Annotated in this window: 16 protein-coding genes and 1 pseudogene; 15 read left to right on the top strand and 2 right to left on the bottom strand. The window is 72.9% G+C overall.

Annotation, left to right across the window (positions count from 1 at the left end; all coding sequences use genetic code 11):
• Window positions 1-2: 2 nt before the first annotated feature.
• A complete protein-coding gene (locus ACFCY1_RS10295; RefSeq protein ID WP_375874161.1) occupies window positions 3-284 on the top strand; it encodes a type II toxin-antitoxin system Phd/YefM family antitoxin in 282 nt (93 codons plus the stop codon).
• On the top strand, window positions 281-535 hold the full coding sequence (locus ACFCY1_RS10290; protein ID WP_375874160.1) for a Txe/YoeB family addiction module toxin: 255 nt from the start codon (window positions 281-283) through the stop codon (window positions 533-535). Before ACFCY1_RS10295 ends, ACFCY1_RS10290 begins: the two co-directional genes overlap by 4 nt.
• Window positions 536-725: 190 nt before the next feature.
• On the opposite strand, the gene ACFCY1_RS10285 is transcribed toward ACFCY1_RS10290, so the two are convergent.
• Together ACFCY1_RS10285 and ACFCY1_RS10280 are read right to left on the bottom strand one after the other, a co-directional pair.
• Complete coding sequence (locus ACFCY1_RS10285) at window positions 726-1,388, bottom strand: HAD-IA family hydrolase (protein ID WP_375874159.1); 663 nt, start codon at window positions 1,386-1,388, stop codon at window positions 726-728.
• Window positions 1,389-1,464: 76 nt separating this feature from the next.
• A pseudogene (locus tag ACFCY1_RS10280) lies at window positions 1,465-2,606 on the bottom strand (dihydrofolate reductase family protein).
• 165 nt (window positions 2,607-2,771) lie between these two features.
• Here ACFCY1_RS10280 and ACFCY1_RS10275 point away from each other — a divergent pair.
• The 13 genes from ACFCY1_RS10275 (at window position 2,772) to ACFCY1_RS10215 (ending at window position 22,338) form a co-directional block, all read left to right on the top strand.
• Complete coding sequence (locus ACFCY1_RS10275) at window positions 2,772-3,590, top strand: methyltransferase domain-containing protein (protein ID WP_375874158.1); 819 nt, start codon at window positions 2,772-2,774, stop codon at window positions 3,588-3,590.
• Window positions 3,591-3,761: 171 nt separating this feature from the next.
• Window positions 3,762-5,354, top strand: coding sequence for a DUF4190 domain-containing protein (locus tag ACFCY1_RS10270; RefSeq protein WP_375874157.1), 1,593 nt, complete (start codon window positions 3,762-3,764; stop codon window positions 5,352-5,354).
• A 168-nt stretch (window positions 5,355-5,522) separates the two neighbouring features.
• Window positions 5,523-5,717 carry a hypothetical protein gene (locus ACFCY1_RS10265; protein ID WP_049660479.1) on the top strand — a complete coding sequence of 65 codons (195 nt, stop codon included), beginning with the start codon at window positions 5,523-5,525 and terminating at the stop codon, window positions 5,715-5,717.
• An 83-nt stretch (window positions 5,718-5,800) separates the two neighbouring features.
• Complete coding sequence (locus tag ACFCY1_RS10260) at window positions 5,801-6,292, top strand: NUDIX domain-containing protein (protein WP_375874156.1); 492 nt, start codon at window positions 5,801-5,803, stop codon at window positions 6,290-6,292.
• Window positions 6,293-6,431: 139 nt separating this feature from the next.
• A complete protein-coding gene (locus ACFCY1_RS10255) occupies window positions 6,432-9,191 on the top strand; it encodes a SpoIIE family protein phosphatase (RefSeq protein WP_375874155.1) in 2,760 nt (919 codons plus the stop codon).
• 228 nt (window positions 9,192-9,419) lie between these two features.
• The gene (locus ACFCY1_RS10250; protein ID WP_375874154.1) at window positions 9,420-12,020 is read left to right on the top strand and encodes a SpoIIE family protein phosphatase; all 2,601 of its coding nucleotides are present in this window, start codon (window positions 9,420-9,422) and stop codon (window positions 12,018-12,020) included.
• A gap of 93 nt (window positions 12,021-12,113) precedes the next feature.
• The gene (locus tag ACFCY1_RS10245; RefSeq protein ID WP_375874153.1) at window positions 12,114-13,925 is read left to right on the top strand and encodes an ABC transporter family substrate-binding protein; all 1,812 of its coding nucleotides are present in this window, start codon (window positions 12,114-12,116) and stop codon (window positions 13,923-13,925) included.
• Between the two features lie 353 nt (window positions 13,926-14,278).
• Window positions 14,279-16,183, top strand: coding sequence for a translational GTPase TypA (typA, locus tag ACFCY1_RS10240; protein WP_049654883.1), 1,905 nt, complete (start codon window positions 14,279-14,281; stop codon window positions 16,181-16,183).
• 431 nt (window positions 16,184-16,614) lie between these two features.
• The gene (locus ACFCY1_RS10235; protein ID WP_074001349.1) at window positions 16,615-18,258 is read left to right on the top strand and encodes an ABC transporter substrate-binding protein; all 1,644 of its coding nucleotides are present in this window, start codon (window positions 16,615-16,617) and stop codon (window positions 18,256-18,258) included.
• Between the two features lie 140 nt (window positions 18,259-18,398).
• The gene (locus ACFCY1_RS10230) at window positions 18,399-19,325 is read left to right on the top strand and encodes an ABC transporter permease (RefSeq protein WP_074001350.1); all 927 of its coding nucleotides are present in this window, start codon (window positions 18,399-18,401) and stop codon (window positions 19,323-19,325) included.
• Window positions 19,318-20,259 (top strand): ABC transporter permease, encoded by a 942-nt coding sequence (locus ACFCY1_RS10225; protein ID WP_375874152.1) that lies wholly within the window; start codon window positions 19,318-19,320, stop codon window positions 20,257-20,259. Before ACFCY1_RS10230 ends, ACFCY1_RS10225 begins: the two co-directional genes overlap by 8 nt.
• A gap of 20 nt (window positions 20,260-20,279) precedes the next feature.
• Window positions 20,280-21,329 carry an ABC transporter ATP-binding protein gene (locus tag ACFCY1_RS10220; RefSeq protein WP_074001352.1) on the top strand — a complete coding sequence of 350 codons (1,050 nt, stop codon included), beginning with the start codon at window positions 20,280-20,282 and terminating at the stop codon, window positions 21,327-21,329.
• Window positions 21,322-22,338 carry an ABC transporter ATP-binding protein gene (locus ACFCY1_RS10215; RefSeq protein WP_074001353.1) on the top strand — a complete coding sequence of 339 codons (1,017 nt, stop codon included), beginning with the start codon at window positions 21,322-21,324 and terminating at the stop codon, window positions 22,336-22,338. Before ACFCY1_RS10220 ends, ACFCY1_RS10215 begins: the two co-directional genes overlap by 8 nt.
• The last annotated feature ends 139 nt before the right edge of the window (window positions 22,339-22,477 follow it).

Here is a 22,477-nt window from a genome sequence, read left to right as displayed (position 1 = left end):
TCATGTCCATCACCGCGAGCGAGGCCCGCCGGGACCTCTTCCCGTTGATCAAGAAGGTCAACGAGGACCACGACGCCATCGAGATCGTCTCCAGGCACGGGAATGCCGTACTCGTCTCGGCCGAGGACTACGCGGCCCTGCGCGAAGGCTCGTACCTGCTGCGCTCACCCGCCAACGCCCGGCGGCTGCTCAAGGCCTACGAGAACGCCCTCGGCGGCGCGGGGCTTTCCGAGCGGGAGCTGATCGACCCGGATGTGGCGGGTCCCGAGAAGGGTGCCTCGTGAGGCTCGTCTTCGAGGAGACCGGCTGGGAGGACTACACCTCCTGGCTCAAGAACGACCGCAAGATGCTCGTCCGGATCAACAAGCTCATCGAGGACGTCCTGCGTGACCCGTTCACCGGCATCGGCAAGCCCGAACCGCTGAAGTACCACTTGCCCGGGGCCTGGTCGCGGCGGATCGACGACGAGCACCGCCTCGTCTACCTGGTGACGGACCGGGAGATCATCGTTCTGGCCGCCCGCTACCGCTACTGATGGCCGGCGTCGAGTTCGAGTCACCGTGCTGATTCTGTGCTGACTTGGGTCGCCGGGATCAGCATCTTCGCAGGTCACAGCCGCATGGTGAGCATTCCGCTGCAACGTCTGACGGCCGGCCGCCGCCGCGTACCCGGACCGCCCGGGCCCCGTGTTCGTACGGGGCCCGGGCGGTGCGGTGTTTCCGGGGTCAGCCGACGGTGACGGTGAGGAGGCCGTCGGGGGCGGCGGTGACGGTGACGGTGGTGAGGGTGTCGGCGTGGGCGTCCGGGTGGTGGGGGAGGGCGCGCGGGCCGACGCCGACGACGCGGACGCCGGCGGCCCTGGCGGCGGCGATGCCGGCGCCGGAGTCCTCGAAGGCGAGGCAGTCGGCGGGGGCGAAGCCGAGGTCGGCGGCGCCCTTGAGGAAGCCCTCGGGGTCGGGCTTGCTGGCGCCGACGGACTCGGCGGTGACCAGGACGGACGGCATCGGGAGCCCGGCGGCGGTCATCCGGATCCGGGCGAGCGGCAGGTCGGCGGAGGTGACCAGGGCGTGCGGGAGGCCGGTCAGCGAGGCGAGGAAGGCGGCGGCGCCGGGCACCGGGACGACGCCCTCGGTGTCGGCGCGCTCCTCGGCGAGGATCCGCTCGTTGTCGGCCAGGTTGAGCTCGGCCGGGCGGTCGGGCAGCAGGAGGGCCATGGTCGCGTGGCCCTGGCGGCCGTGGGCGACGGCGAGCACCTCGGCGGGGTCCAGGCCGTTCCGCTCGGCCCAGCGGCTGAAGCAGCGCTCGACCACGGCGTCGGAGTTGACGAGGGTGCCGTCCATGTCCAGGAGGAGGGCGCGGGCGGTCAGCCGGACGGGGGCAGCGGTCATGGGGCGGCTCCTCGGGGAGTGTGGCGACGGGAGAGCCGGAGAATGCGAGCTCTTTGTTTCTCGATGATACAAAAGATCATCCGAGCAGGTGGGCATTGACCGCCCGGGCCTCCTCGGCCAGCTCCGACAGCTCCACCACCTCGACCCCGGCCGCCGTCAGCAGCGCGGTGCCCTGGCAGTCGGTGACGAACAGGTCCGGCTCGCGCCAGGCGACCACCACCCGCGGCACGCCCGCCGCGAGGAGCAGCCGGGCGCACGGCATCGGCCGCGAGGCGCGCTGCCCGCAGGGCTCCAGCGAGCTGTAGACGGTCGCCCCGCGCAGCCGCGGGTCGCCCGCCGGGAGCTTGGCCAGTGCCGCCTCCTCGGCGTGGTCGTGCGGGTCCGCCTCCCGGCTGTAGCCCTCCGCCAGCACCGTGCCGTCGGCGCCGACGATCACCGCGCCGACCGAGAAGGCCGTCTCGGACGGCGGGCAGCGGCGGGAGAGCTCGACGGCCCGGCGCAGGTGGTCGAGGTCGGTGGGGGCGGACTGGGTCACGGCGCGGGCTCCTTCGGGGCGTACCTGAGCAGGACGACGTCGCCCACGGTACGTGCCTCCAGCAGTCGCATCCGTCGGGCCGGACCGCCCGGGAACGCGGCCGGGCGGACGAACCGGGGCGCGTCGGCCTGGCCGACAAGCAGCGGGGCGACGGCCAGCTGGAGCTCGTCCGCCAGGCCCTGGGCCAGGAACTGGGTGTGCACGCCCCCGCCGCCCTCGACCATCAGCCGGCGCACCCCGCGGGCGCCCAAGTCGTCCAGCACCGCGCCGAGGTCCACCGCGTCGCCCAGCGCGACCACCTCGGCCAGCCCGTCCAGCCGGGGGCGCAGCACCGCCGCCCCGGCCTCCGTGGTGTAGGCGAGCCGGGCGCCGCCGGTGTGCCAGAACCGCAGGCCGGCGTCGAGTTCGCCGCTCGCGCTGAGCGTCACCTTCAGCGGGTACTCGGGCCGGCCGGCCGCCAGCCGGGCGGCCCGGCGCCCGGGGTCGTTGACCAGCAGCCGGGGGTTGTCGGCGCGCAGCGTGTTGCCGCCGACCAGGACGGCGTCGGCGGCGGCGCGCTCCTCGTCGACCCGGTCGAAGTCGGCGGCGTTGGAGAGCAGCAGCCGGTCGGGGGAGGCGTCGTCGAGGTGGCCGTCGAGCGAGACGGCGGCGCTCAGCAGGACGTAGGGGCGCGGGCCGGGCATGGGCGGGGACCGTTCTGTCGGGGGCGCCTCCACGGTACGGCGGCCGGGTGCGGCCCCGGCCCACGGCGACCGGAATGCGAGACGGATCTTCTCGCCATCCGGGACGAGGAGTAGCGTCGGAGGTGTCGCGGAGCACCGCGGCCGACCGCGCCCAGGGGGGACCTCATGACCGGACCGCAGCCCGCCGCCGTCTACACCCACGGCCATCAGGAGGCCGTGCTGCGCTCGCACCGCTCCCGCACCGCCGCCGACTCGGCCGGCTACCTGCTGCCCGAACTGCGGCCCGGCCAGGCCCTGTTGGACGTCGGCTGCGGTCCCGGCACGATCACCGCGGACCTGGCCGCGCTGGTCGGCCCGCAGGGGCGGGTGGTCGCGGTGGACGCCTCCGCCGAGGTGCTGGAGCAGGCCGCCGGACACGTCGCCGGGCGGGGGCTGTCCAACGTCGCCTTCGAGTGCGCCGACGTGCACCGGCTGCCGTACCGGGACGGCGAGTTCGACGTGGTGCACGCCCACCAGGTGCTCCAGCACGTGGCCGACCCGGTGGCCGCGCTGCGCGAGCTGCGGAGGGTGACGGCGCCGGGCGGCGTGGTCGCGGTCCGCGATGTCGACTACGCCTCCATGACCTGGTTCCCGGAGGCGCCCGCGCTGGACCGGTGGCTGGAGCTGTACCGGCGGACCGCCCGCGCCAACGGCGGCGAGCCGGACGCCGGCCGGCGGCTGCTGTCCTGGGCCCGCGCGGCCGGCTTCACCGAGGTCACCGCGAGCTCCTCCACCTGGACGTTCGCGACGCCCGAGCAGCGCGCCTGGTGGGGCGGGATGTGGGCGGACCGGGTGACGGGCACCGCGCTGGGCCGGACGGCGGTCGGGCTGGGCTTCGCGGAGCAGGACGAGCCGGAGCGGATCGCGGACGGCTGGCGGGAGTGGAGCGCCGCCGGGGACGGCTGGTTCTCGATGCTGCACGGGGAGGTGCTGGCCCGCGGCTGAGCGGGCGGAGGGCGGCCCGGAAAGGTCGGGCAGGTGTTCGGAAAGATCGGGTAAAGTCGCGCGACCGTTCAGATCGGGCCCGTGAGGGTCCGTTCGGGTCCGAGCCGTGGCGCGGAGCCATGGTGCCGAGCGCCGAGCCGATGCCCGCCCCGGTGGGTTGGGGGAGTCCACGTGTCCAAGCCTGAGTCCGAGCCGCCCGTCCCGGGGCCGGAGCCGGAGCCGTCCGCGGCCACGGGAACCGACGCGGGTACGGGCGCGGATGCTGGCGCGGGTGGTACGGACGCGACGGAGGCGCCGACGGCCGGTCAGGACCCCCGGGTGGACTTCCGCAAGGCCGCCGCCGAGCCAGCGGGGCCGGTCGAGCCCACGAGCCCGGCCGAGCCGACGAACCCGGCCGAGCCGACGAACCCGGCCGAGCCCGCGAGCGCCGCCGAGCCGGTGGGCCCCACCGCCCCCGCCGCCCCCGCCGACCCCTGGGCCGCCCCCGACCTCTCCGCCGGCCCGTCCGCCGCCCCGGCCCCGGCCCCGCAGGCCGTCCCGCCGTCGGCCGCCCCGCCCCAGCCGCCGCACCCGCTGCCCGCCGGCGGCTGGGCCTCCGTCACCCCCGCCGCCCAGTCCGGCTTCCAGCCCGGCCACCCGTACGCCCCGGCCCCCGGCCAGGGCCCGGCCGGCGCGCCAGGCCCCGGGTTCGTCGGCCCCGGGTTCGTCGGCCCCGGGTTCGTCCCCGGCCCCGCCCCCACCAACGGCTTCGCCGTCGGCTCCCTGGTCACCGGCCTGCTCCTGGTGGCCCCGGTGGCCCTGGTGTTCGGCGTCCTCGCGCTGGTCCAGATCAACCGCCGCAAGGAGCGCGGCTCCGGCATGGCGGTGACCGGCCTGGTGCTCGGCACGATCGGCACGGTGCTGATGGCCCTGCTGCTCGGCGCGGCCGACTTCAGCTCGGCGCGGGCCGGCCGCTCCGGCCTGCCCCCGAAGGCGCCGGCCGGCTCGGTGCACTGGTCCGACCTCAAGGCCGGCGACTGCTACGACTCCCCCCAGGGCGGGTCGACGGCGGACGGGGGCGGCGACGAGACGGTGTACTGGGTGCACCGGGTGGCCTGCACCGAGCCGCACCACGGCGAGGTGGCGGGCACCGCCGACCTCCTGCTCGGCGCCGGCGCCTACCCGGGCGAGCGCGCGGCCCGCGAGTCGGCCGGCCGGCTGTGCCGCCAGGTGCTGAGCGGCTACGCGCTCGACCAGTGGGCCGTCCCCGACGGCATGGAGGACGTCTACCTCTACCCGACCGAGAAGAACTGGGCGTCCGGCTCGCGGTACGTGACCTGCGCCTACGAGGACCGCGAGGACCGGCACCGGGGCACCGTCCGCACCGACCGCAGCCACCTGACCGCGCCCCAGCTGGCCTACCTGGAGGCCGCCCGGACCTTCAACGACGACTACCTGGACCAGCCGGAGCGGGAGGTCGCCGAGGCCGAGGCCGACTACCGGGCCTGGGCGCGCCGGGTGGCCTCCGCCTCCCGCACCCAGGCGGCGGTGCTGGCCAGGACGGGGGTGGCCTGGCCGGCCGACGTCCAGCCGAGGATCGCCAAGCTGGCCGAGGCCAAGTCGCAGGCGGCCGCGGCCTGGGACGCCGCGGCCTCCGGCACCGACCTGGCGGGCGACCTCCGCAAGGCCAGGGCGCTGGAGGCCAGGACGACGCCGACGGCCCTGGAGATCCGCCGCGGGCTGGACCTGTCGACCGGGGAGCAGGCGCCCGACCTGCGGGTCTGAGCCGTCCGGAGGCGCGGTTACCGGCCGTTGACCGGGCCCGTACCTGCCGGTAACCCGCCGACCGTACGGTCGTGGGCACGTCCCCGGCCCGACCCCCACGCGAGCCGGGGACCAGCCCGTCCGCCCCGGGGCGGGCCGGCCCGCGGGAGCCCCCGGTACCCTCCGGCCATGGGTACCCACCGGGTGATGCGGCAGGACGACAACGGCAACCGCTTCCTGGTCGCCAAGGACCTCGACCGGGCGGAGGCCCGGCGGCTGGCCGCCGAGTTCGAGGCCCGCGGCCACAAGCAGCTGTACTGGGTCGAGGAGGACGGGGAGGCGGCCCGGCCCGAACCGGCGGACGGGACGGTCCGCAACGCCTGAGCCCTCCGCGGCCCCGAACCCTCCGCAGCACCTGGGCCCTCCGCGAACGCCCGGGCCCGACGGCAGACCGTAGGGTCGGGCCCATGGACGCGACCCACGACCCCGCCCCCGCCGCCCCCGCCGCCGCTCCGCCCCGGATCGTGGTCGGCGGTGCGCTGGTCCACCGCGGCCGGGTGCTCGCCGCCCGGCGCAGCGCGCCCGAGGCGGTGGCCGGCCGGTGGGAGTTCCCCGGCGGGAAGGCCGAGCCGGGGGAGACCGAGGCGCAGGCGCTGGAGCGGGAGCTGCTGGAGGAGCTCGGCGTCCGGGCGCGTGCGCTGGTCCGGCTGCCGGGCGCGTGGGCCGTGCGCCCCGGCCTGGAGCTGCGCTTCTGGGCCGCCGAATTGCTGTCCGGCGAGCCGCGCGCACTGCAGGACCACGACGCGCTGCGCTGGCTGGGCCCGGACGAGCTGGACGCCGTGGACTGGATCGACCACGACCGTGACGTGCTGCCGCACGTCGCCCGGCTGCTCGCGGGCGCCCCGGCGGGCGCCGCCGACAGCGCGTCGGCGGTGGGCGACGCGCAGTCCGCCGGGTAGGTCAATCGGACAAGACGACCCGGGGGCCGGGATAGCCTGGATGCTGCTGGGTATGTCACTTTTCGGCACTATTCGTCACCATCGGTGAGCCGTCCCCAGCCGGCGACGCCGATCCCGACCAGAGCCGGAGGCCCCGTCGGTGTCGAGTACCGGGAACGGCGGCGGGGGAGAGCGGCGGGCAGGCTCCGCGGGGAGCGCCGCCGCCCGCGCCCGACTGCGCCGCGCCGCCCGTCCGGCCGCCCCCCAGTCGTCGGCCGCCCGCCGCCGGGGCACCGTCGAGGCCCCCGACACCGCGCGGCCCGACACCGTACGGCCCGACCAGCCGGCGCCGACCCTGGCGGTGGCCGAGCCGGGCACCCGGGGCGGCCTGCGCGGACGCCCCGCCCGGCCGTTCCCCGGTGGGCCGGCCGATGCCCCGGGCACCCCCGGCACGCCCGCCGGCGGCAGCCTGCTGGACATGCTCAAGGTCGCCATCGCGATCCTGGACACCGCGGGCCGGGTGGTGCTCTGGAGCCCCGCCGCCGAGGAGCTGCTCGGCTGGCCGAACGAGCTGCTGGTCGGCCGCCGGATCGACGAGCTGATCCCCGACCGGGAGCAGGTCGCCCGGATCCGGGGCGCGATCCAGGACGCCCTGCGGCACGGCCGCTGGGCCGGCTACGCCGAGCTGCGCGACCGGGACGGCGCCCCGGTCGCCGTGGACGCCCGGATCTCCCTCCTGGTGGACGGCGACGGCACCCCGTTCCTCCAGGTCAACATGGCCGAGGCGGCCGCCGTCCAGGCCGTCGAGCGGGACCTCGCGGTGCGCGACGCGCTGTTCGAGCAGTCCCCGCTGGGCATCGCCATCATGGACACCGGCCTGCGCTACACGGCCGTCAACCGGACCCTCGCCGAGATGAACGGCGTCGCCCCGGACGACCACGTCGGCCGCACCACCGGCGAGACCCTGCCGGAGCGGGCCGCCGACGAGATCACCGCCATCCAGCGCCAGGTGCTGGCCACCGGCGAGCCGGTCATCGACGTCACCCTGGCCTCCCCGGTCACCACCCGGGCCGGCTACCGCTCGATCTCCTACAGCCGGATGACGGACCGCTCCGGCCGGGTGCTCGGCATCTCCGGCACCGTGATGGACGTGACCGAGCGCTACCGGGCGGTCGCCAAGGTCGAGCACGCCCGGCGCCGGCTCTCGCTGCTCAACGAGTTCGGCTCCCGGGTCGGCGACCTGCTGGACGCCTCCCGGATCGCCCAGGAGCTGGCCGGCTCGGTCGTCCCCCGGCTGACCGACCACTCGGCGGTGGTCCTGCTCCAGGCCGTCGCGCACGGTGACGACCTGCCCCGGCACGGCCACGACCGGCGCACCTCGCTGCTCCAGCTCGGCACCGCCTCCGTCCAGGACGGCCCCGAGGTGGACGTGATGCTGCGCCGCGGCGCCCGGATCACCTTCGCCGAGGAGTCGGTCTGCGGCCGGGTGCTGCGCACCGGCGTGCCCGAGCTGCTGTCCGGCGCCGACCAGTTGGACGACGTCACCTACCCCGGAGACCCGAAGATGCAGGCCGCCCGGGACCTGGGCGTGCACTCGATGCTGGTCGTGCCGCTGCGCGCCCGCGGCATCGTGATCGGCCTGCTGCTGGTCAGCCGGGCCGGCTACCGCGAGGGCTTCGACCGGGACGACCTGGCCTTCACCGTCGAACTGGCCGACCGGGCCGGCAGCTCGCTGGACAACGCCCGCCTCTACGCCCGCGAGCGCACCGCCGCGCTCACCCTCCAGCGCACCCTGCTCCCGCAGCAGGTCCCGCAGCCCACCGGCGTCGAGGTCGCCTACCGGTACGTGCCCGGCAGCAGCGGCACCGAGGTCGGCGGCGACTGGTTCGACGTCATCCCGCTGCCCGGCGACCGCACCGCGCTGGTGGTCGGCGACGTGATGGGCCACGGCCTGCGGGCCGCCGCCACGATGGGGCGGCTGCGCACCGCCGTCCGGGTGCTGGCCGCCCTCGACCTGCCGCCGGACGTCCTGCTGCGGCACGTCCACGAGCTGGCCGACGACCTCGCCCAGGGCCCGGACGAGGCGCTGCTGGCCACCTGCGTCTACGCGGTCTTCGACCCGGCGACGGCCCGGCTCACCGTCGCCAAGGCCGGGCACATCCCGCCGGTGCTGGTGGTGCCGGGCGAGGACGCCGCGGAGCCGACCCGCACCGGCGGCCCGCTGCCCGGCGGCGCCGGCCGCATCCTCGACCTGCCCTCCGGTGCCCCGCTCGGGGTGGGCGGAGTCCCGTTCGAGTCGGTCGAACTGAAGATCCCCGAGGGCAGCCTGCTGGCGCTGTGCACCGACGGCCTGGTCGAGTCCCGGGACAAGGACCTGGACGTCGGCCTCGGCCGGCTGGTCACCGTGCTCCAGGGGCCGCACGCCTCCATCCAGGCCGCCTGCGAGGCGGTGCTGGACACCATGGAGCAGGGCCGGGAGCCGGACGACGTCGCGCTGCTGCTGGCCCGGCTCGGCCACGGCCAGGCCGGCACCCCGACGGTGGGCTGGACCCTGCCGGCCGAGCCCACCGCCGTCTCCCGGGCCCGCCGGCTGGTCCGCGCCACCCTCGTCGAGTGGGGCGTCGAGGAGCTCACCGACACCGCCGAGCTGCTGGTCAGTGAGCTGGTCACGAACGCCATCCGGTACGCCAGCGCCCCCATCGGGGTGCGGCTGACGCTCGGTGAGACGCTGCTGGTCGAGATCTCCGACCCGCTGCCCGACCCGCCCCGGGAGCGGCACGCGGCCGAGGCCGACGAGGGCGGGCGCGGTCTGGAGCTGGTCCACCGGCTGGCACTGCGCTGGGGCGCCCGGGCCGAGGGCATCGGCAAGGTGGTCTGGTTCGAGCAGGCGCTGCCGGGTAGTGAGCCCGATGGATCGTGAGCGGAACGAACAGCAGGGGAGCGGGGTCGCATATGCCATCGGGCGCTCAGGGGGAGCGCGCGCTCCGGAAGGGGGCGCGAGCGTGGCATTGTGGTTGCGCGGGCGGTAGGACAAAAACCTTCGCCCGATCTGATGTTGTGATGTTGAGGGCGTGTGAACGTACCCCTCGATGATGAATACTCGGTCTTCTCGACATCCGGACGGTCGCGGGTTGGAGGGGTCGGTCCGTTGAACAGCACTCCGGCGCGGAGCGTGTCGCCGAGCAGCAGCGGTCATGCCGCTGTACCCGGGCAGGCCGGTTCCGCGCACCTGTCCGTACCGGACGGCGCGGTCGCCGGGCGCGGCCACCACCCCGTCGCCGAGGACCGCGCCTGGGGCGCCGGCGACCCCGGCTCGATCTACGACTACATCCGGGTCGCCACCTTCGCGATCGGCCCCGACGGGCGGATCAGCCAGTGGAGCGAGCGCGCCGCCGAGTTCTTCGGCATCCCGGCCGCCGAGGCCGTCGGCGCCGACCCGGTCACCACCTTCGTCCCCCGCGAGCTCTGGCAGCGCGGCCGGGCCCGGCTGGAGCGCACCCTGGCGGGCGAGGAGTGGGTCGGCACCACCCCGTACCGGGACGCCGACGGCGGCGAGGGCCTCGCCGAGCTCTACCTGATGCCCGACAGCGCCCTGCCCACCGCGGGCGCCACCTGCCTGGCCGTCGACCTCGGGCGGCTGCGCCGGATCGAGACCGACCTGGCCGCCTCCGAGGCCGTCTTCGGGCAGACGCCCACCGGCTTCGTGCTGTTCGACGACCGGCTGCGGCTGCAGCGGGTCAACGACGCCTTCGCCTCCGGGATGGGACTGGTCCCCACCGACCTCGAGGGCCTCACCCCGCACGACCTCTTCCCGCCGTCCGAGGCCGACCGGCTCACCGCCGCCCTGCGCAAGGTCGTGGCCACCGGCGAGCCCGTCTTCGACCTGCGCTTCCACGGCGCCGTCCCGACCCGCGAGGGCAACCGGCTCTGGGCCGTCTCGCTGTACCGCCTGAACGGCTCCGCCGGGCAGACCATGGGCGTCGCCGGGCAGGTCTCCGACGTCACCAGCCGGCACGTCGCCGAGCGCGAGGCCGACGGGGTGCGCCGCAACCTGGCCCTGCTCAACGAGGCCAGCGCGCACATCGGCTCCACGCTCGACCTGGAGACCACCGCCAAGGAACTGCTGGACGTCGTCGTCCCGCCGTTCTGCGACCTCGCGACCGTCGACCTCTACACCGCGCTGCTCTCCGGCGAGACCGTGCCCAGCGCCGGCCGGCTCGGCGACACCGTGCTCACCGACGGCAGCGGCGAACTGCGCCGGGTCGCCGTCTCCAGCGTGGTCGGCGGCGCCTCCTCGGTGCTCGGCTCGGTCACCGGCCTGCCGATCGCCGAGGCCGGCGGCACCCTCTGCTACCCGCGCCGCTCCCCGCACGCCCGGGCGCTGCGCACCGGCCGCAGCGTCGTCCCCGAGCCCGGGCGCGACCCGCTGCTGCGCTCCACCCTGATCGTCCCGCTGGTCGCCCGCGACCAGGTGCTCGGCCTCGTCCAGCTCTCCCGGGCGATCGGCAGCGAGCCCTTCGACGCCCGCGACGTCGCGATCGCCGAGGAACTGGTCGCCCGCGCCGCCGTCTGCATCGACAACGCCCGGCTCTACCGGCGCGAGCACGAGCGGGCGCTGATCCTCCAGCGCAGCCTGCTGCCCCCGGGCAACCCGGCCGCCAGCGGCCTGGAGATCGCCTGCCGCTACCTGCCCAGCAACAACAACACCGAGGTCGGCGGCGACTGGTTCGACGTCATTCCGCTGCCCGGCAACCGCACCGCGCTGGTCATCGGCGACGTGATGGGCCGCGGACTGCGCGCCGCCGTCGCGATGGGCCAGCTGCGCACCGCCGTCCGCACCCTGGCGATGCTCGACCTCGACCCCGCCGAGGTGCTCGGCGCCCTGGACGAGATCGCCCGCGGCCTCGGCGACGACTCGGTGCCGGCCGGCCCGCCCACCCCGTACGGGCGGCTCACCTCGACGGCCGACGAGGAGGCCCGCGAGGTCTACCTGGCGACCTGCGTCTACGCGGTCTACGACGCCGTCACCCGCCGCTGCGTCTTCGCCAACGCCGGCCACCTGCCGCCCGTCCTGCTCAGCCCCGGCGAGAGCTCCCGGATGCTCGACGTGCCGCCCGGCCTGCCGCTCGGCGTCGGCGGCGAGCCCTTCGAGGAGGTCGAGCTGACCCTCCCGGACGGCGCCGTGCTCGCGCTCTACACCGACGGCCTGGTGGAGAGCCGCAAGCACCAGCTGGACGAGGGCCTGCGGGCCTTCCGCTCCGCGCTCTCCGACGGGGGCAAGGGGCTGGAGGACCTCTGCGACCACGTGCTCGGCGAGCTCAACCCGCACCACGGCGAGGACGACATCGCCCTGCTGATGGCCAAGGTGCACGCCTTCCCCGAGGACGCCGTCGGCAACTGGTTCCTGCCGCCCGAGCCCACCTCGGTGGCCAAGGCCCGCGAGCTGGCGTGCAGCTGGCTGCTCGCCCGGGGGCTGGACGAGCTGGTCGACACCACCGAGCTGCTGGTCAGCGAGCTGGTCACCAACGCGCTCAAGCACGGGCGGGGCGAGATCCGGCTGCGGCTGCTGCGCGAGCGCGGCCTGGTCTGCGAGGTCTGGGACGACGGCTACGCGCAGCCCCGGCAGCGGCGCGCGCAGGAGACCGACGAGGGCGGGCGCGGCCTGCAGCTGGTCAGCCTGCTGGCCGAGCGCTGGGGCAGCCGGCGCACGCCCAAGGGCAAGATCGTCTGGTTCGAGCTCGGGCTGTAACGGCCCGGAGCGGTGGGCCGGACGGGTGCAGTCGCCCGGCCGCCCGCCGTGTCGGCACGGGCCGGGCGCCCGGGGCGGCGTTCGATGGCCGCCATGCGCGTCCGCCAGCTCACCGCCGCAGCCGCCGCGCTGCTGCTCGCCGCCGGTCTCGGCGGCTGCACCGACGACCCGGGCCCCGCCCGCACCCCCGCCGCCGTGCCCGCCCCGGCCGAGCCCACCGCCACCACCGGGGACGTCGGGCCGGTCGACCGCGCCGCCGTCCGGGACGGCGGCACGCTGCGCTGGGCCCTCGACCGCGTCCCGGCCACGCTGAACGTCTACCAGGGCGCGGCGACCGCCGACTCGGCGCTGCTCGCCCACGCGCTGTACCCCTCGCTGTTCCGGCCCGACGAGCACGGCCGGCTCGCCCCCGACCCGGACTACCTGGAGGGCGCCGAGTCCACCCCGCCCGGGCAGTCGCCGCAGGTGGTGACGTACCGGCTGAACCCGCGCGCCGTCTGGAGCGACGGCACCCCGGTCTCGGCCGCCGACCTCGACGCCCAGCGGACCGCGCTGTCCGGCCTGGACCCCGCGTACCGGGGCGGGCGGGCGGCCGGGTACGACGCCGTCGAGTCGGTCGCCCCGGGCGCCGACCCGCACGAGGTGCGGGTGACCTTCCGGCGGCCGTACGCGGAGTGGCGCTCGCTGTTCGGGCCGCTCTACCCGGCCGCCGAGACGGCCACCCCGGCCGACTTCGACCGGGCGCTGACCGGCGGCGACCGGCCGAGCGCCGGGCCGTACACCCTCTCCCGGTACGACGCCGAGGGCGGGACGGTCACCGTGGTGCGCAACCCGCTCTGGTGGGGCGAGCCGGCGAAGGCCGACCGGATCGACTTCCTCGCCTCGCCGCCCGAGCAGCGGCTGGACGCGCTGGACCAGGACCGGCTGGACGTCGCCCCGCTCACCGCGGCGGTGGACCGGGCGGTGCCGGCCCCGGCCGCCGATGCCTCCTCCGCTCCCGCCTCCGCCTCACCCTCCGTCGCGCCGCCGCCCGAGGCCGCGCCCGAGTCGGCGGCGCTGGCGCTGCGGCGGGCCGAGTCGCTGCCCGGCGTCACCGTGCACCGGGCCGCCGCGGCCTCGCTCACCCAGCTCACCCTCAACGCCGAGCGCGCCCCGCTGACCGACCCGCTGGTGCGCCGGGCCCTCACCCGGGCCGTCGACCGGCAGCGGATCGCCGCCGCCGCGCTCACCCCGCTCGGCCTGCCCGCCGCACCGCTGGGCAGCCACCTGCTCGCCGGCGACCAGGAGGGCTACCGGGACAACAGCGGCGCGGTCGACCAGGCGGACCCGGGCCTGCTGCTGGACGAGGCGGGCTGGATGCGGCCCACCGGCGGGGGCGTCCGGAGCAGGGGCGGCAAGCCGCTCTCCCTCTCGCTGCTGCTCCCGGCCGGTTCGGCGACCGCCAAGCGCACCGCCGACGCGCTCACCGCCGGCCTCGGGGACGCCGGGATCGCGGTGCGGCAGGTGCCCGTGCCCGCCGAGTCCTTCGTCGGGGAGCACCTGGCGGCCGGGGACTACGACCTCGCGCTCTTCTCCCGGCCGGTCGGCCCCAGCCCGGCGAGCGAACAGCGCCCCGCCTACGCCAAGCCCCGGCCGGACCCCGACGGCGTGCCGGACCCGGGCGGCAACTTCGGCCGCGGCGGCACCGAGGAGATCGACCGGCTGTTCGACCGGGCGGCCGCCGAACCGGACCCGGCGGCCCGGCTCGACCTGCTCCAGGAGGCGGACGTACGGATCTGGCAGCTCGGGCACTCGGTGCCGCTCTACCAGCGGCCGGAGCTGGTCGGGGTCCGGACCGGGGTGGTCGGCGCGGGCGCGTACGGCTTCGGGTGGCCGCGCTTCCAGGACGTGGGCTGGGGCGGGTAGGGCTTCCCCGGCGGGGCGGCGCACGGCGTAGGCGGACGCCTCCCGGAGACCGCTCCGGGGGCGTCCGCCCGGTGCGTGGGCCGGGCCGTCGGAGCACGAACGGAAGGGGGCCGGAGCCCGGTCGCCGGGTGGGCGCCGTGTGATCCGCCTGTGATCTTGATCCCCTGCGACCTGCTCGTTTCTGCTCACCTGGGCGCTTCCCCGTACGATAGGAGGAAGCCGAGGCATGTCGATATGCCCGGCGGGTGGACCGGTAGTAGCAGGCGGAACGGGTGGCAGCGGCCGAAAGGGCCGCAAGTGCGCGTCTCGCGGCCGGGCGCCGTAACCCACGATTCCGGGAGAATCCGCTAGGCATGCCCACGCGCAACGACATCCGTAACGTCGCCATCGTCGCCCACGTCGACCACGGCAAGACCACGCTGGTCGACGCCATGCTCAAGCAGGCCGGCGCCTTCGCAGCCCACCAGCAGCTCGATGACCGGATGATGGACTCCAACGACCTGGAGCGCGAGAAGGGCATCACCATTCTCGCGAAGAACACCGCGGTCAAGTACCACCCCAAGGATGGTGGCGCGCCGATCACCATCAACATCATCGACACCCCGGGCCACGCCGACTTCGGTGGCGAGGTCGAGCGCGGTCTGTCGATGGTGGACGCGGTCGTCCTCCTGGTCGACGCCTCCGAAGGCCCGCTGCCGCAGACCCGGTTCGTGCTCCGCAAGGCGCTCACCGCCCGCCTGCCCGTCATCCTCTGCATCAACAAGACCGACCGTCCGGACTCCCGGATCGACGAGGTCATCAACGAGACCTACGACCTGTTCCTGGACCTGGACGCGGACGAGGACCAGATCGAGTTCCCGATCGTCTACGCCTGCGCCCGTGACGGCGTCGCCTCGCTGACCAAGCCGGAGAACGGCACCGTCCCGGCCGACAGCACCAGCCTGGAGCCCTTCTTCTCCACCCTGCTGGAGCACGTCCCGGCCCCCAGCTACGACGAGGACGCCCCGCTCCAGGCCCACGTCACCAACCTGGACGCCGACAACTTCCTCGGCCGCATCGCGCTGCTCCGCGTCGAGCAGGGCGAGCTGCGCAAGGGCCAGACCGTGGCCTGGATCAAGCGTGACGGCTCGATCCAGAACGTCCGCATCTCCGAGCTGCTGATGACCGAGGCGCTCACCCGCAAGCCGGCCGAGGTGGCCGGCCCCGGTGACATCTGCGCCGTCGCCGGCATCGGCGAGATCATGATCGGCGAGACCCTGGCCGACCCGGAGAACCCGATCGCGCTGCCGCTGATCACGGTGGACGAGCCGGCCATCTCGATGACCATCGGCACCAACACCTCGCCGCTGGTCGGCCGTGGCGGCAGCGGCAAGGGCGCGGACGCCAAGGCCGGCGTCAAGGTGGACCGCAAGGTCACCGCCCGCCAGGTGAAGGACCGCCTGGACCGCGAGCTGATCGGCAACGTCTCGCTGCGCGTGCTCGACACCGAGCGTCCGGACGCCTGGGAGGTGCAGGGCCGCGGTGAGCTGGCGCTGGCCATCCTGATCGAGACCATGCGCCGCGAGGGCTTCGAGCTGACCGTCGGCAAGCCGCAGGTGGTCACCAAGCAGGTCAACGGCAAGACCCACGAGCCCGTCGAGCGCCTCACGGTGGACGTGCCCGAGGAGCACATGGGTGCCGTCACCCAGCTCATGGGCATCCGCAAGGGCCGGATGGACAACATGTCCAACCACGGCTCGGGCTGGGTCCGGATGGAGTTCGTCGTGCCGTCCCGCGGCCTGATCGGCTTCCGTACCGAGTTCCTCACCAACACCCGCGGCACCGGCATCGCGCACTCGATCCACGAGGGTCACGAGCCGTGGTTCGGCAACCTGACCACCCGCAACAACGGTTCGCTGGTCGCCGACCGGGCCGGTGTGGTCACCGCCTTCGCGATGACCAACCTGCAGGAGCGCGGCGTGCTCTTCTGCGAGCCGGGCACCGAGGTGTACGAGGGCATGATCGTCGGTGAGAACTCGCGTGCCGACGACATGGACGTGAACATCACCAAGGAGAAGAAGCTCACCAACATGCGCTCGGCGAACGCCGACGTGGCCGAGTCGATCGTCCCGCCGCGCAAGCTCTCGCTGGAGCAGTCGCTGGAGTTCTGCCGCGAGGACGAGTGCATCGAGGTGACCCCGGAGACGGTTCGCATCCGTAAGGTCGTCCTCGACCAGAAGGACCGCGGTCGCACCGCCTCGCGCGCCAAGAAGGCGTGATCCGGACGCACTGAACGGCCATTGGCCGGAATGATTCGCCCCCCTTTCCCATGGAGAGGGGGGCGAACTTTTTCAACTACTCCAAGTTGTCGGGGCCGCTATTCACGGAATAGCGCTCATCACACCCAGGTGTCCGCTGAGCGGACGTGACAGTTCGTCATCCGTGACGACTGTCCGTTTGGTGCCTGTCTGGCTATGTCTCAAATGTCCGGTTTTCGAAACTTACCGACTGTTCATGTGACCTAATTGAGATCGTCACTGGTCACTTTCGTGTCCGTGCGTGACGGATAGTGGGTGCAGTCAGGCTCGGGTCAAGGGTGAACGCGCAGGGGTGCGCGCCGAAACCACGAGCGCGGACGGCACAGCGGGTCCGGTGGGAACCGTTCCGCAGTGCCCTCCTCGTTGCAACGTCGAATTCAGGAGGCACACCGATGCGCGGTGCGAGCCAGGCCAAGTGGGTTGTCGCAGCTGTTGCTGTCGCCCTCGCTGCGACTGCGTGCAGCAGCAGCGACTCCTCCGGGGGCAGCTCCGACAGCGCTGCGGTCGACCCGGGCGCCAGCTTCAGCTACCAGAGCGCGGAGCCGCAGCGCCCGCTCCAGCCGGCCAACGCCATGGAGAACCAGGGCGGCCGTATCGTCAAGCAGCTCTTCAAGGGCCTCGTCGACTACGACCCCGCGACCGGTGCGCTGCGCAACCAGGTGGCCGACAAGATCGAGACCACCGACGCCAAGAACTACACCGTCACGCTGAAGTCCGGTTGGACCTTCCACGACGGCACCCCGGTCACCGCCAAGTCCTTCGTGAGCTCCTGGAACTGGTCGGCCAACCCGAAGAACAACCAGATCAACTCGGACTGGTTCTCCGACATCGTCGGCTACGACGCGGTCCACCCGGACAAGGACAAGGGTGACCCGACGGCCACCGAGATGTCCGGTCTGAAGGTCGTCGACGACACCCACTTCACGATCGAACTGTCCACCCCGGTCTCGTACTTCACGTACAAGCTCGGCTACTCGGCCTTCTTCCCGCTGCCCGAGGGCTTCTTCACCGACCCGGCCGGCTACGGCCAGAAGCCGGTCGGCAACGGCCCCTACAAGTTCGTCTCGTGGGAGCACAACAAGGCCATCACGCTGGCCGCCTACGACAAGTACACGGGCATCGACAAGCCGAAGAACGGCGGCGTCGTCTTCCGGAACTACACCGCCGGTGAGGCCGCGTACAAGGACCTGATGTCCGACACCCTGGACGTCCTGGACCAGGTCGACTCGACCGACCTGCCGAAGTACAAGGACGACCTGGGCAAGCGCGCGGTCGACCAGCCGCAGGGCGCCATCCAGAACATCTCCTTCGCGCTGTACCAGGGCGACTGGAACGCGCAGGGCAAGGAGAAGGTCCGTCAGGGCCTCTCGATGGCGATCGACCGCGACACCATCACCAAGACCGTGCTGAACGGCAACCGCATCCCCGCCGACTCGTTCGTGGCGCCCGGCGTCATGGGCTACAAGGCCGGCACCTGCGGCGACGCCTGCAAGTTCAACCCGGAGAAGGCCAAGCAGCTCATCACCGAGGGCGGCGGCGTTCCCGGCGGCAAGATCACCATCCTGTACAACTCCGACGGCAGCCACAAGGAGTGGGTGGACGCGGTCTGCAACTCGATCCGCCAGTCGGTCGGCGTCGAGTGCCTCGGTGACCCGAAGCCGGACTTCAAGACCTCGCGTGACCTGGTCACCAACAAGCAGGTCCAGAGCATGATGCGTACCGGCTGGGTGCAGGACTACCCGCTGAACGCCAACTTCCTGCGCGACGTCTACGGCACCGGTGCCGCGGCCAACGACGGCAGCTACTCCAGCCCGGAGTTCGACAAGCTGTCGAAGGAGGCGGACGCCGCCACCACGGTCGAGAAGACCGCGGAGCTCTACCAGCAGGCCGAGGCCGTTCTGGCCAAGGACATGCCGGCCATCCCGCTCTGGTACTACAAGACCAGCTCCGGCTACTCCAAGAACGTCCAGAACGTGAAGTTCAACTCCTTCGGCGACCCGGTCTACACCGACGTCGAGGTCAAGAAGAAGAAGTAATCGGTCGGCACCGCCTGACCCGGTGACAACGGCCGGTGCCCGTCCATCCCCACAAGGGCGAGGACTGGCACCGGCCGTTGGCACGCCGACTTATCTCTTGCCGGGTTGACGGGCCCGGCAGAGTCATACATGGAGGCACGATGGGGCGCTTTGTCGCAAGGCGACTGCTCCAGATGATCCCGGTGTTCCTCGGAACGACCGCACTCATCTTTTTCATGGTGCACTTGCTGCCCGGTGACCCGGTCGCAGCGTTGTGGGGCGACAAGGCGCCGGACCCGGTGCAGGTTGCCGCCCTGAGGCACCAGCAGGGCTTCGACAAGCCGCTGCTGCAGCAGTACCTCAGCTACATGGGGAAGCTGTTCACCGGTGACTTCGGCATCGGCCTGGACCAGCGTCCGGTCATCGACAAGATCACCGAGGCGCTGCCGGTCACGGTCCGGCTGGCGCTGTTCGCGTTCCTCATCGAGATCGTGCTCGGCATCGGGATCGGCCTGTACGCCGGTCTGCGCCGCGGCAAGCTCTTCGACAAGGGCGCCCTGGTCATGACCCTGCTGCTGATCTCGATCCCGGTCCCGGTGCTCGGCTTCATCTTCCAGACGGTCTTCGGGCAGAACCTGAAGTGGGTCACCCCGACGGTCCAGGACAGCAACGACATCACCCAGCTGGTGCTGCCGGCCGTGGTGCTCGGCTCGCTCTCGCTGGCCTACGTCGCGCGCCTCACCCGTACCTCCATCGCCGAGAACATCAAGGCGGACTACGTCCGCACCGCGGTGGCCAAGGGCCTGCCGCGGCGCAAGGTGATCGGTACCCACCTGCTGCGCAACTCGCTGATCCCGGTGGTCACCTTCCTCGGCACCGACCTCGGTGCGCTGATGGGCGGGGCGATCGTCACCGAGGGCATCTTCAACGTCCAGGGTGTGGGCCACGCGCTCTTCCAAGCGATCAACATGAAGGAGGGCGCGACGGTCTCCGGCTTCGTCGCCTTCCTGGTGATCGTCTACCTGGCCGCCGGCCTGCTCGTCGACCTGCTTTACGCGGTCCTGGACCCGAGGATCCGTTATGCCTGACCTGACCGAGAAGAAGACCGCCGGGGACATCCCGGCGCAGCGCGCCGCCACCGCGGCCGCCAAGCCCGAGAAGCCCCGCAGCCTCGGCTCCGACGCGTGGCACGACCTGCGGCGCAAGCCGATCTTCGTGATCTCCGCCGTGCTGATCCTGCTGCTGATCGTCATCGCGATCGCCCCCGGTCTGTTCACCTCGGTGGACCCGCGGGCCGGCGACCTGCGCAACCACTACCTGACGAAGCCGAACTACGGCCACCTGTTCCAGGCGGACTGGTTCGGCTACGACCTCCAGGGCCGCAGCATCTACGCCCGCGTCGTCTACGGCGCCCGCGCCTCGATCATCGTCGGCATCTGCGTCACCCTGGGTGTGACCATCCTCGGCGGCCTGGCCGGCATGGTGGCCGGCTACTTCGGCGGCTGGGTCGACACGATCATCTCCCGCGTCACCGACATCTTCTTCGGCATCCCGCTGCTGCTCGGCTCGCTGGTGGTCCTGAACGCCTTCACCTCGCGCACCGTGTGGAGCGTGGTCTTCGCGCTGGTCGCCCTGGGCTGGACCCAGATGACCCGTGTCATGCGCGGCTCGGTGATCACGGTCAAGCAGGCCGACTTCGTGACGGCCGCCAAGGCGCTCGGCGCCGGCACCTGGCGGATCATGTTCAAGCACATCCTGCCGAACGCGGTCGCCCCGGTGATCGTCGTCGCGACCATCGCGCTCGGCGGCTACATCGCCACCGAGGCGACGCTGAGCTTCCTCGGCATCGGTCTTCAGGACCCGACCATCTCCTGGGGCATCGACATCAACTCGGCCCAGAAGGTGATCCGTACGGCTCCGTTCGCCCTGTTCTTCCCCGCCGGAATGCTGAGCCTTACCGTGCTCGCGTTCATCATGCTCGGCGACGCGGTGCGCGACGCCCTCGACCCGAAGCTCCGCTGAGAGAAGAGGTGACGACCCCGATGACCACCGTGATCGAGAACGACCAGAAGAACGACCGTCTCGAAGTTGGCACTCCTCTTCTCGAGGTGAAGGACCTCCACGTGGAGTTCCACACCCGGGACGGTGTCGCCAAGGCCGTGAACGGCGTCAACTACTCCGTCGCGGCCGGCGAGACGCTCGCCGTGCTCGGCGAGTCCGGCTCCGGCAAGTCCGTGACGGCGCAGACCATCATGGGCATCCTGGACATGCCCCCGGGCAAGGTGACCCAGGGCCAGATCCTGTACCGCGGCAAGGACATGCTCACGATGAGCAACGAGGAGCGGCGCCGGATCCGCGGCCGGAAGATCGCGATGATCTTCCAGGACGCGCTGTCCGCGCTGAACCCGGTGCTCTCCGTCGGCTACCAGCTCGGCGAGATGTTCCGCGTGCACCAGGGCGCCTCCCGCAAGGAGGCGAAGGAGAAGGCCATCGAGCTGATGGACCGGGTGCGCATCCCCGCCGCCCGGGAGCGGGTGAACGACTACCCGCACCAGTTCTCCGGCGGCATGCGCCAGCGCATCATGATCGCGATGGCGCTGTCGCTCCAGCCCGACCTGATCATCGCGGACGAGCCCACCACCGCCCTGGACGTGACCGTCCAGGCCCAGGTGATGGACCTGCTCGCCGAGCTGCAGGCCGAGTACAACATGGGCCTGATCCTGATCACCCACGACCTCGGCGTGGTCGCCGACGTCGCGGACAAGATCGCCGTGATGTACGCGGGCCGGATCGTGGAGACCGCCCCGGTGCACGAGCTGTACGCGAACCCCGCGCACCCGTACACCAAGGGCCTGCTCCGCTCCATCCCGCGCCTGGACCAGAAGGGCCAGGAGCTGTACGCGATCAAGGGCCTGCCCCCGAACCTGCTGAAGGTTCCGACCGGCTGCGCGTTCAACCCCCGCTGCGACGTCGCCACCGACCTGTGCCGCACCGAGATCCCGGCGCTGCACCACGTCACGGACAAGGACGGCAAGGAGCTCACCGGCCGCCGCAGCGCGTGCCACCTCTGGAAGGAGACCCTCCATGGCTGAGAACATCCTGGAGGTCAAGGACCTGGTCAAGCACTACCCGCTGACCCAGGGCATCCTCTTCAAGAAGCAGGTCGGCGCGGTCAAGGCGGTCGACGGCATCTCCTTCGAGCTGAAGAAGGGCGAGACGCTCGGGATCGTCGGCGAGTCCGGCTGTGGCAAGTCCACGCTGGCCAAGGTGCTGATGAACCTGGAGCGGGCCACCTCCGGCCAGGTGCTGTTCAAGGGCGAGGACATCTCCACCCTGCAGGGCGCCGCCCTGAAGGCCGTCCGCCGGAACATCCAGATGGTGTTCCAGGACCCCTACACCTCGCTCAACCCGCGCATGACGGTCGGCGACATCATCGGCGAGCCGTTCGAGATCCACCCCGAGGTGGCGCCCAAGGGCGACCGCCGCAAGGCCGTCCAGGACCTGCTGGACGTCGTGGGTCTGAACCCGGAGTACATCAACCGGTACCCGCACCAGTTCTCCGGCGGCCAGCGCCAGCGCATCGGCATCGCCCGCGGCCTCGCGCTCAAGCCCGAGATCATCATCTGCGACGAGCCGGTCTCCGCGCTGGACGTGTCCGTCCAGGCGCAGGTGATCAACCTGCTGGAGCAGCTGCAGGGCGAGTTCGGCCTCTCCTACATGTTCATCGCGCACGACCTCTCCATCGTCCGGCACATCTCCGACCGCGTCGGCGTGATGTACCTGGGCAAGATGGTCGAGATCGGCTCGGACGAGGAGATCTACGAGAACGCCACCCACCCGTACACCCAGGCGCTGCTCTCCGCGGTGCCGGTGCCGGACCCGACGGCGCGCGAGTCCCGCGAGCGGATCATCCTCACCGGGGACATCCCCTCGCCGGCCAACCCGCCGTCCGGCTGCCGCTTCCGCACCCGCTGCTGGAAGGCGGAGGAGCGGTGCTCCGAGGAGGTCCCGCTGCTCGCGGTCCCCTCGCTGCTGGAGGGCGCGGCCGCCCACGAGTCGGCCTGCCACTTCCCCGAGGTCCGGGAGCAGGCCGCGGCCTGATCCCCCCGGTAGTCGCAGGAAGGGCCCGTGGCGTTCGCGCCGCGGGCCCTTTCCGCATTCTGTCGATCCGGCGCCGCGTCGATCCGGCGCCGCGTCAACTCGGCAGGGGGTCACCGCACCCGTCCGGGTGCACCTGACG

It is taken from the genome of Kitasatospora sp. NPDC056273, assembly GCF_042268845.1.
GTDB lineage: Bacteria > Actinomycetota > Actinomycetes > Streptomycetales > Streptomycetaceae > Kitasatospora.
The sequence above is the reverse complement of the archived record's forward strand: the minus strand, read 5'-3'. Positions and strand labels throughout refer to the sequence as shown.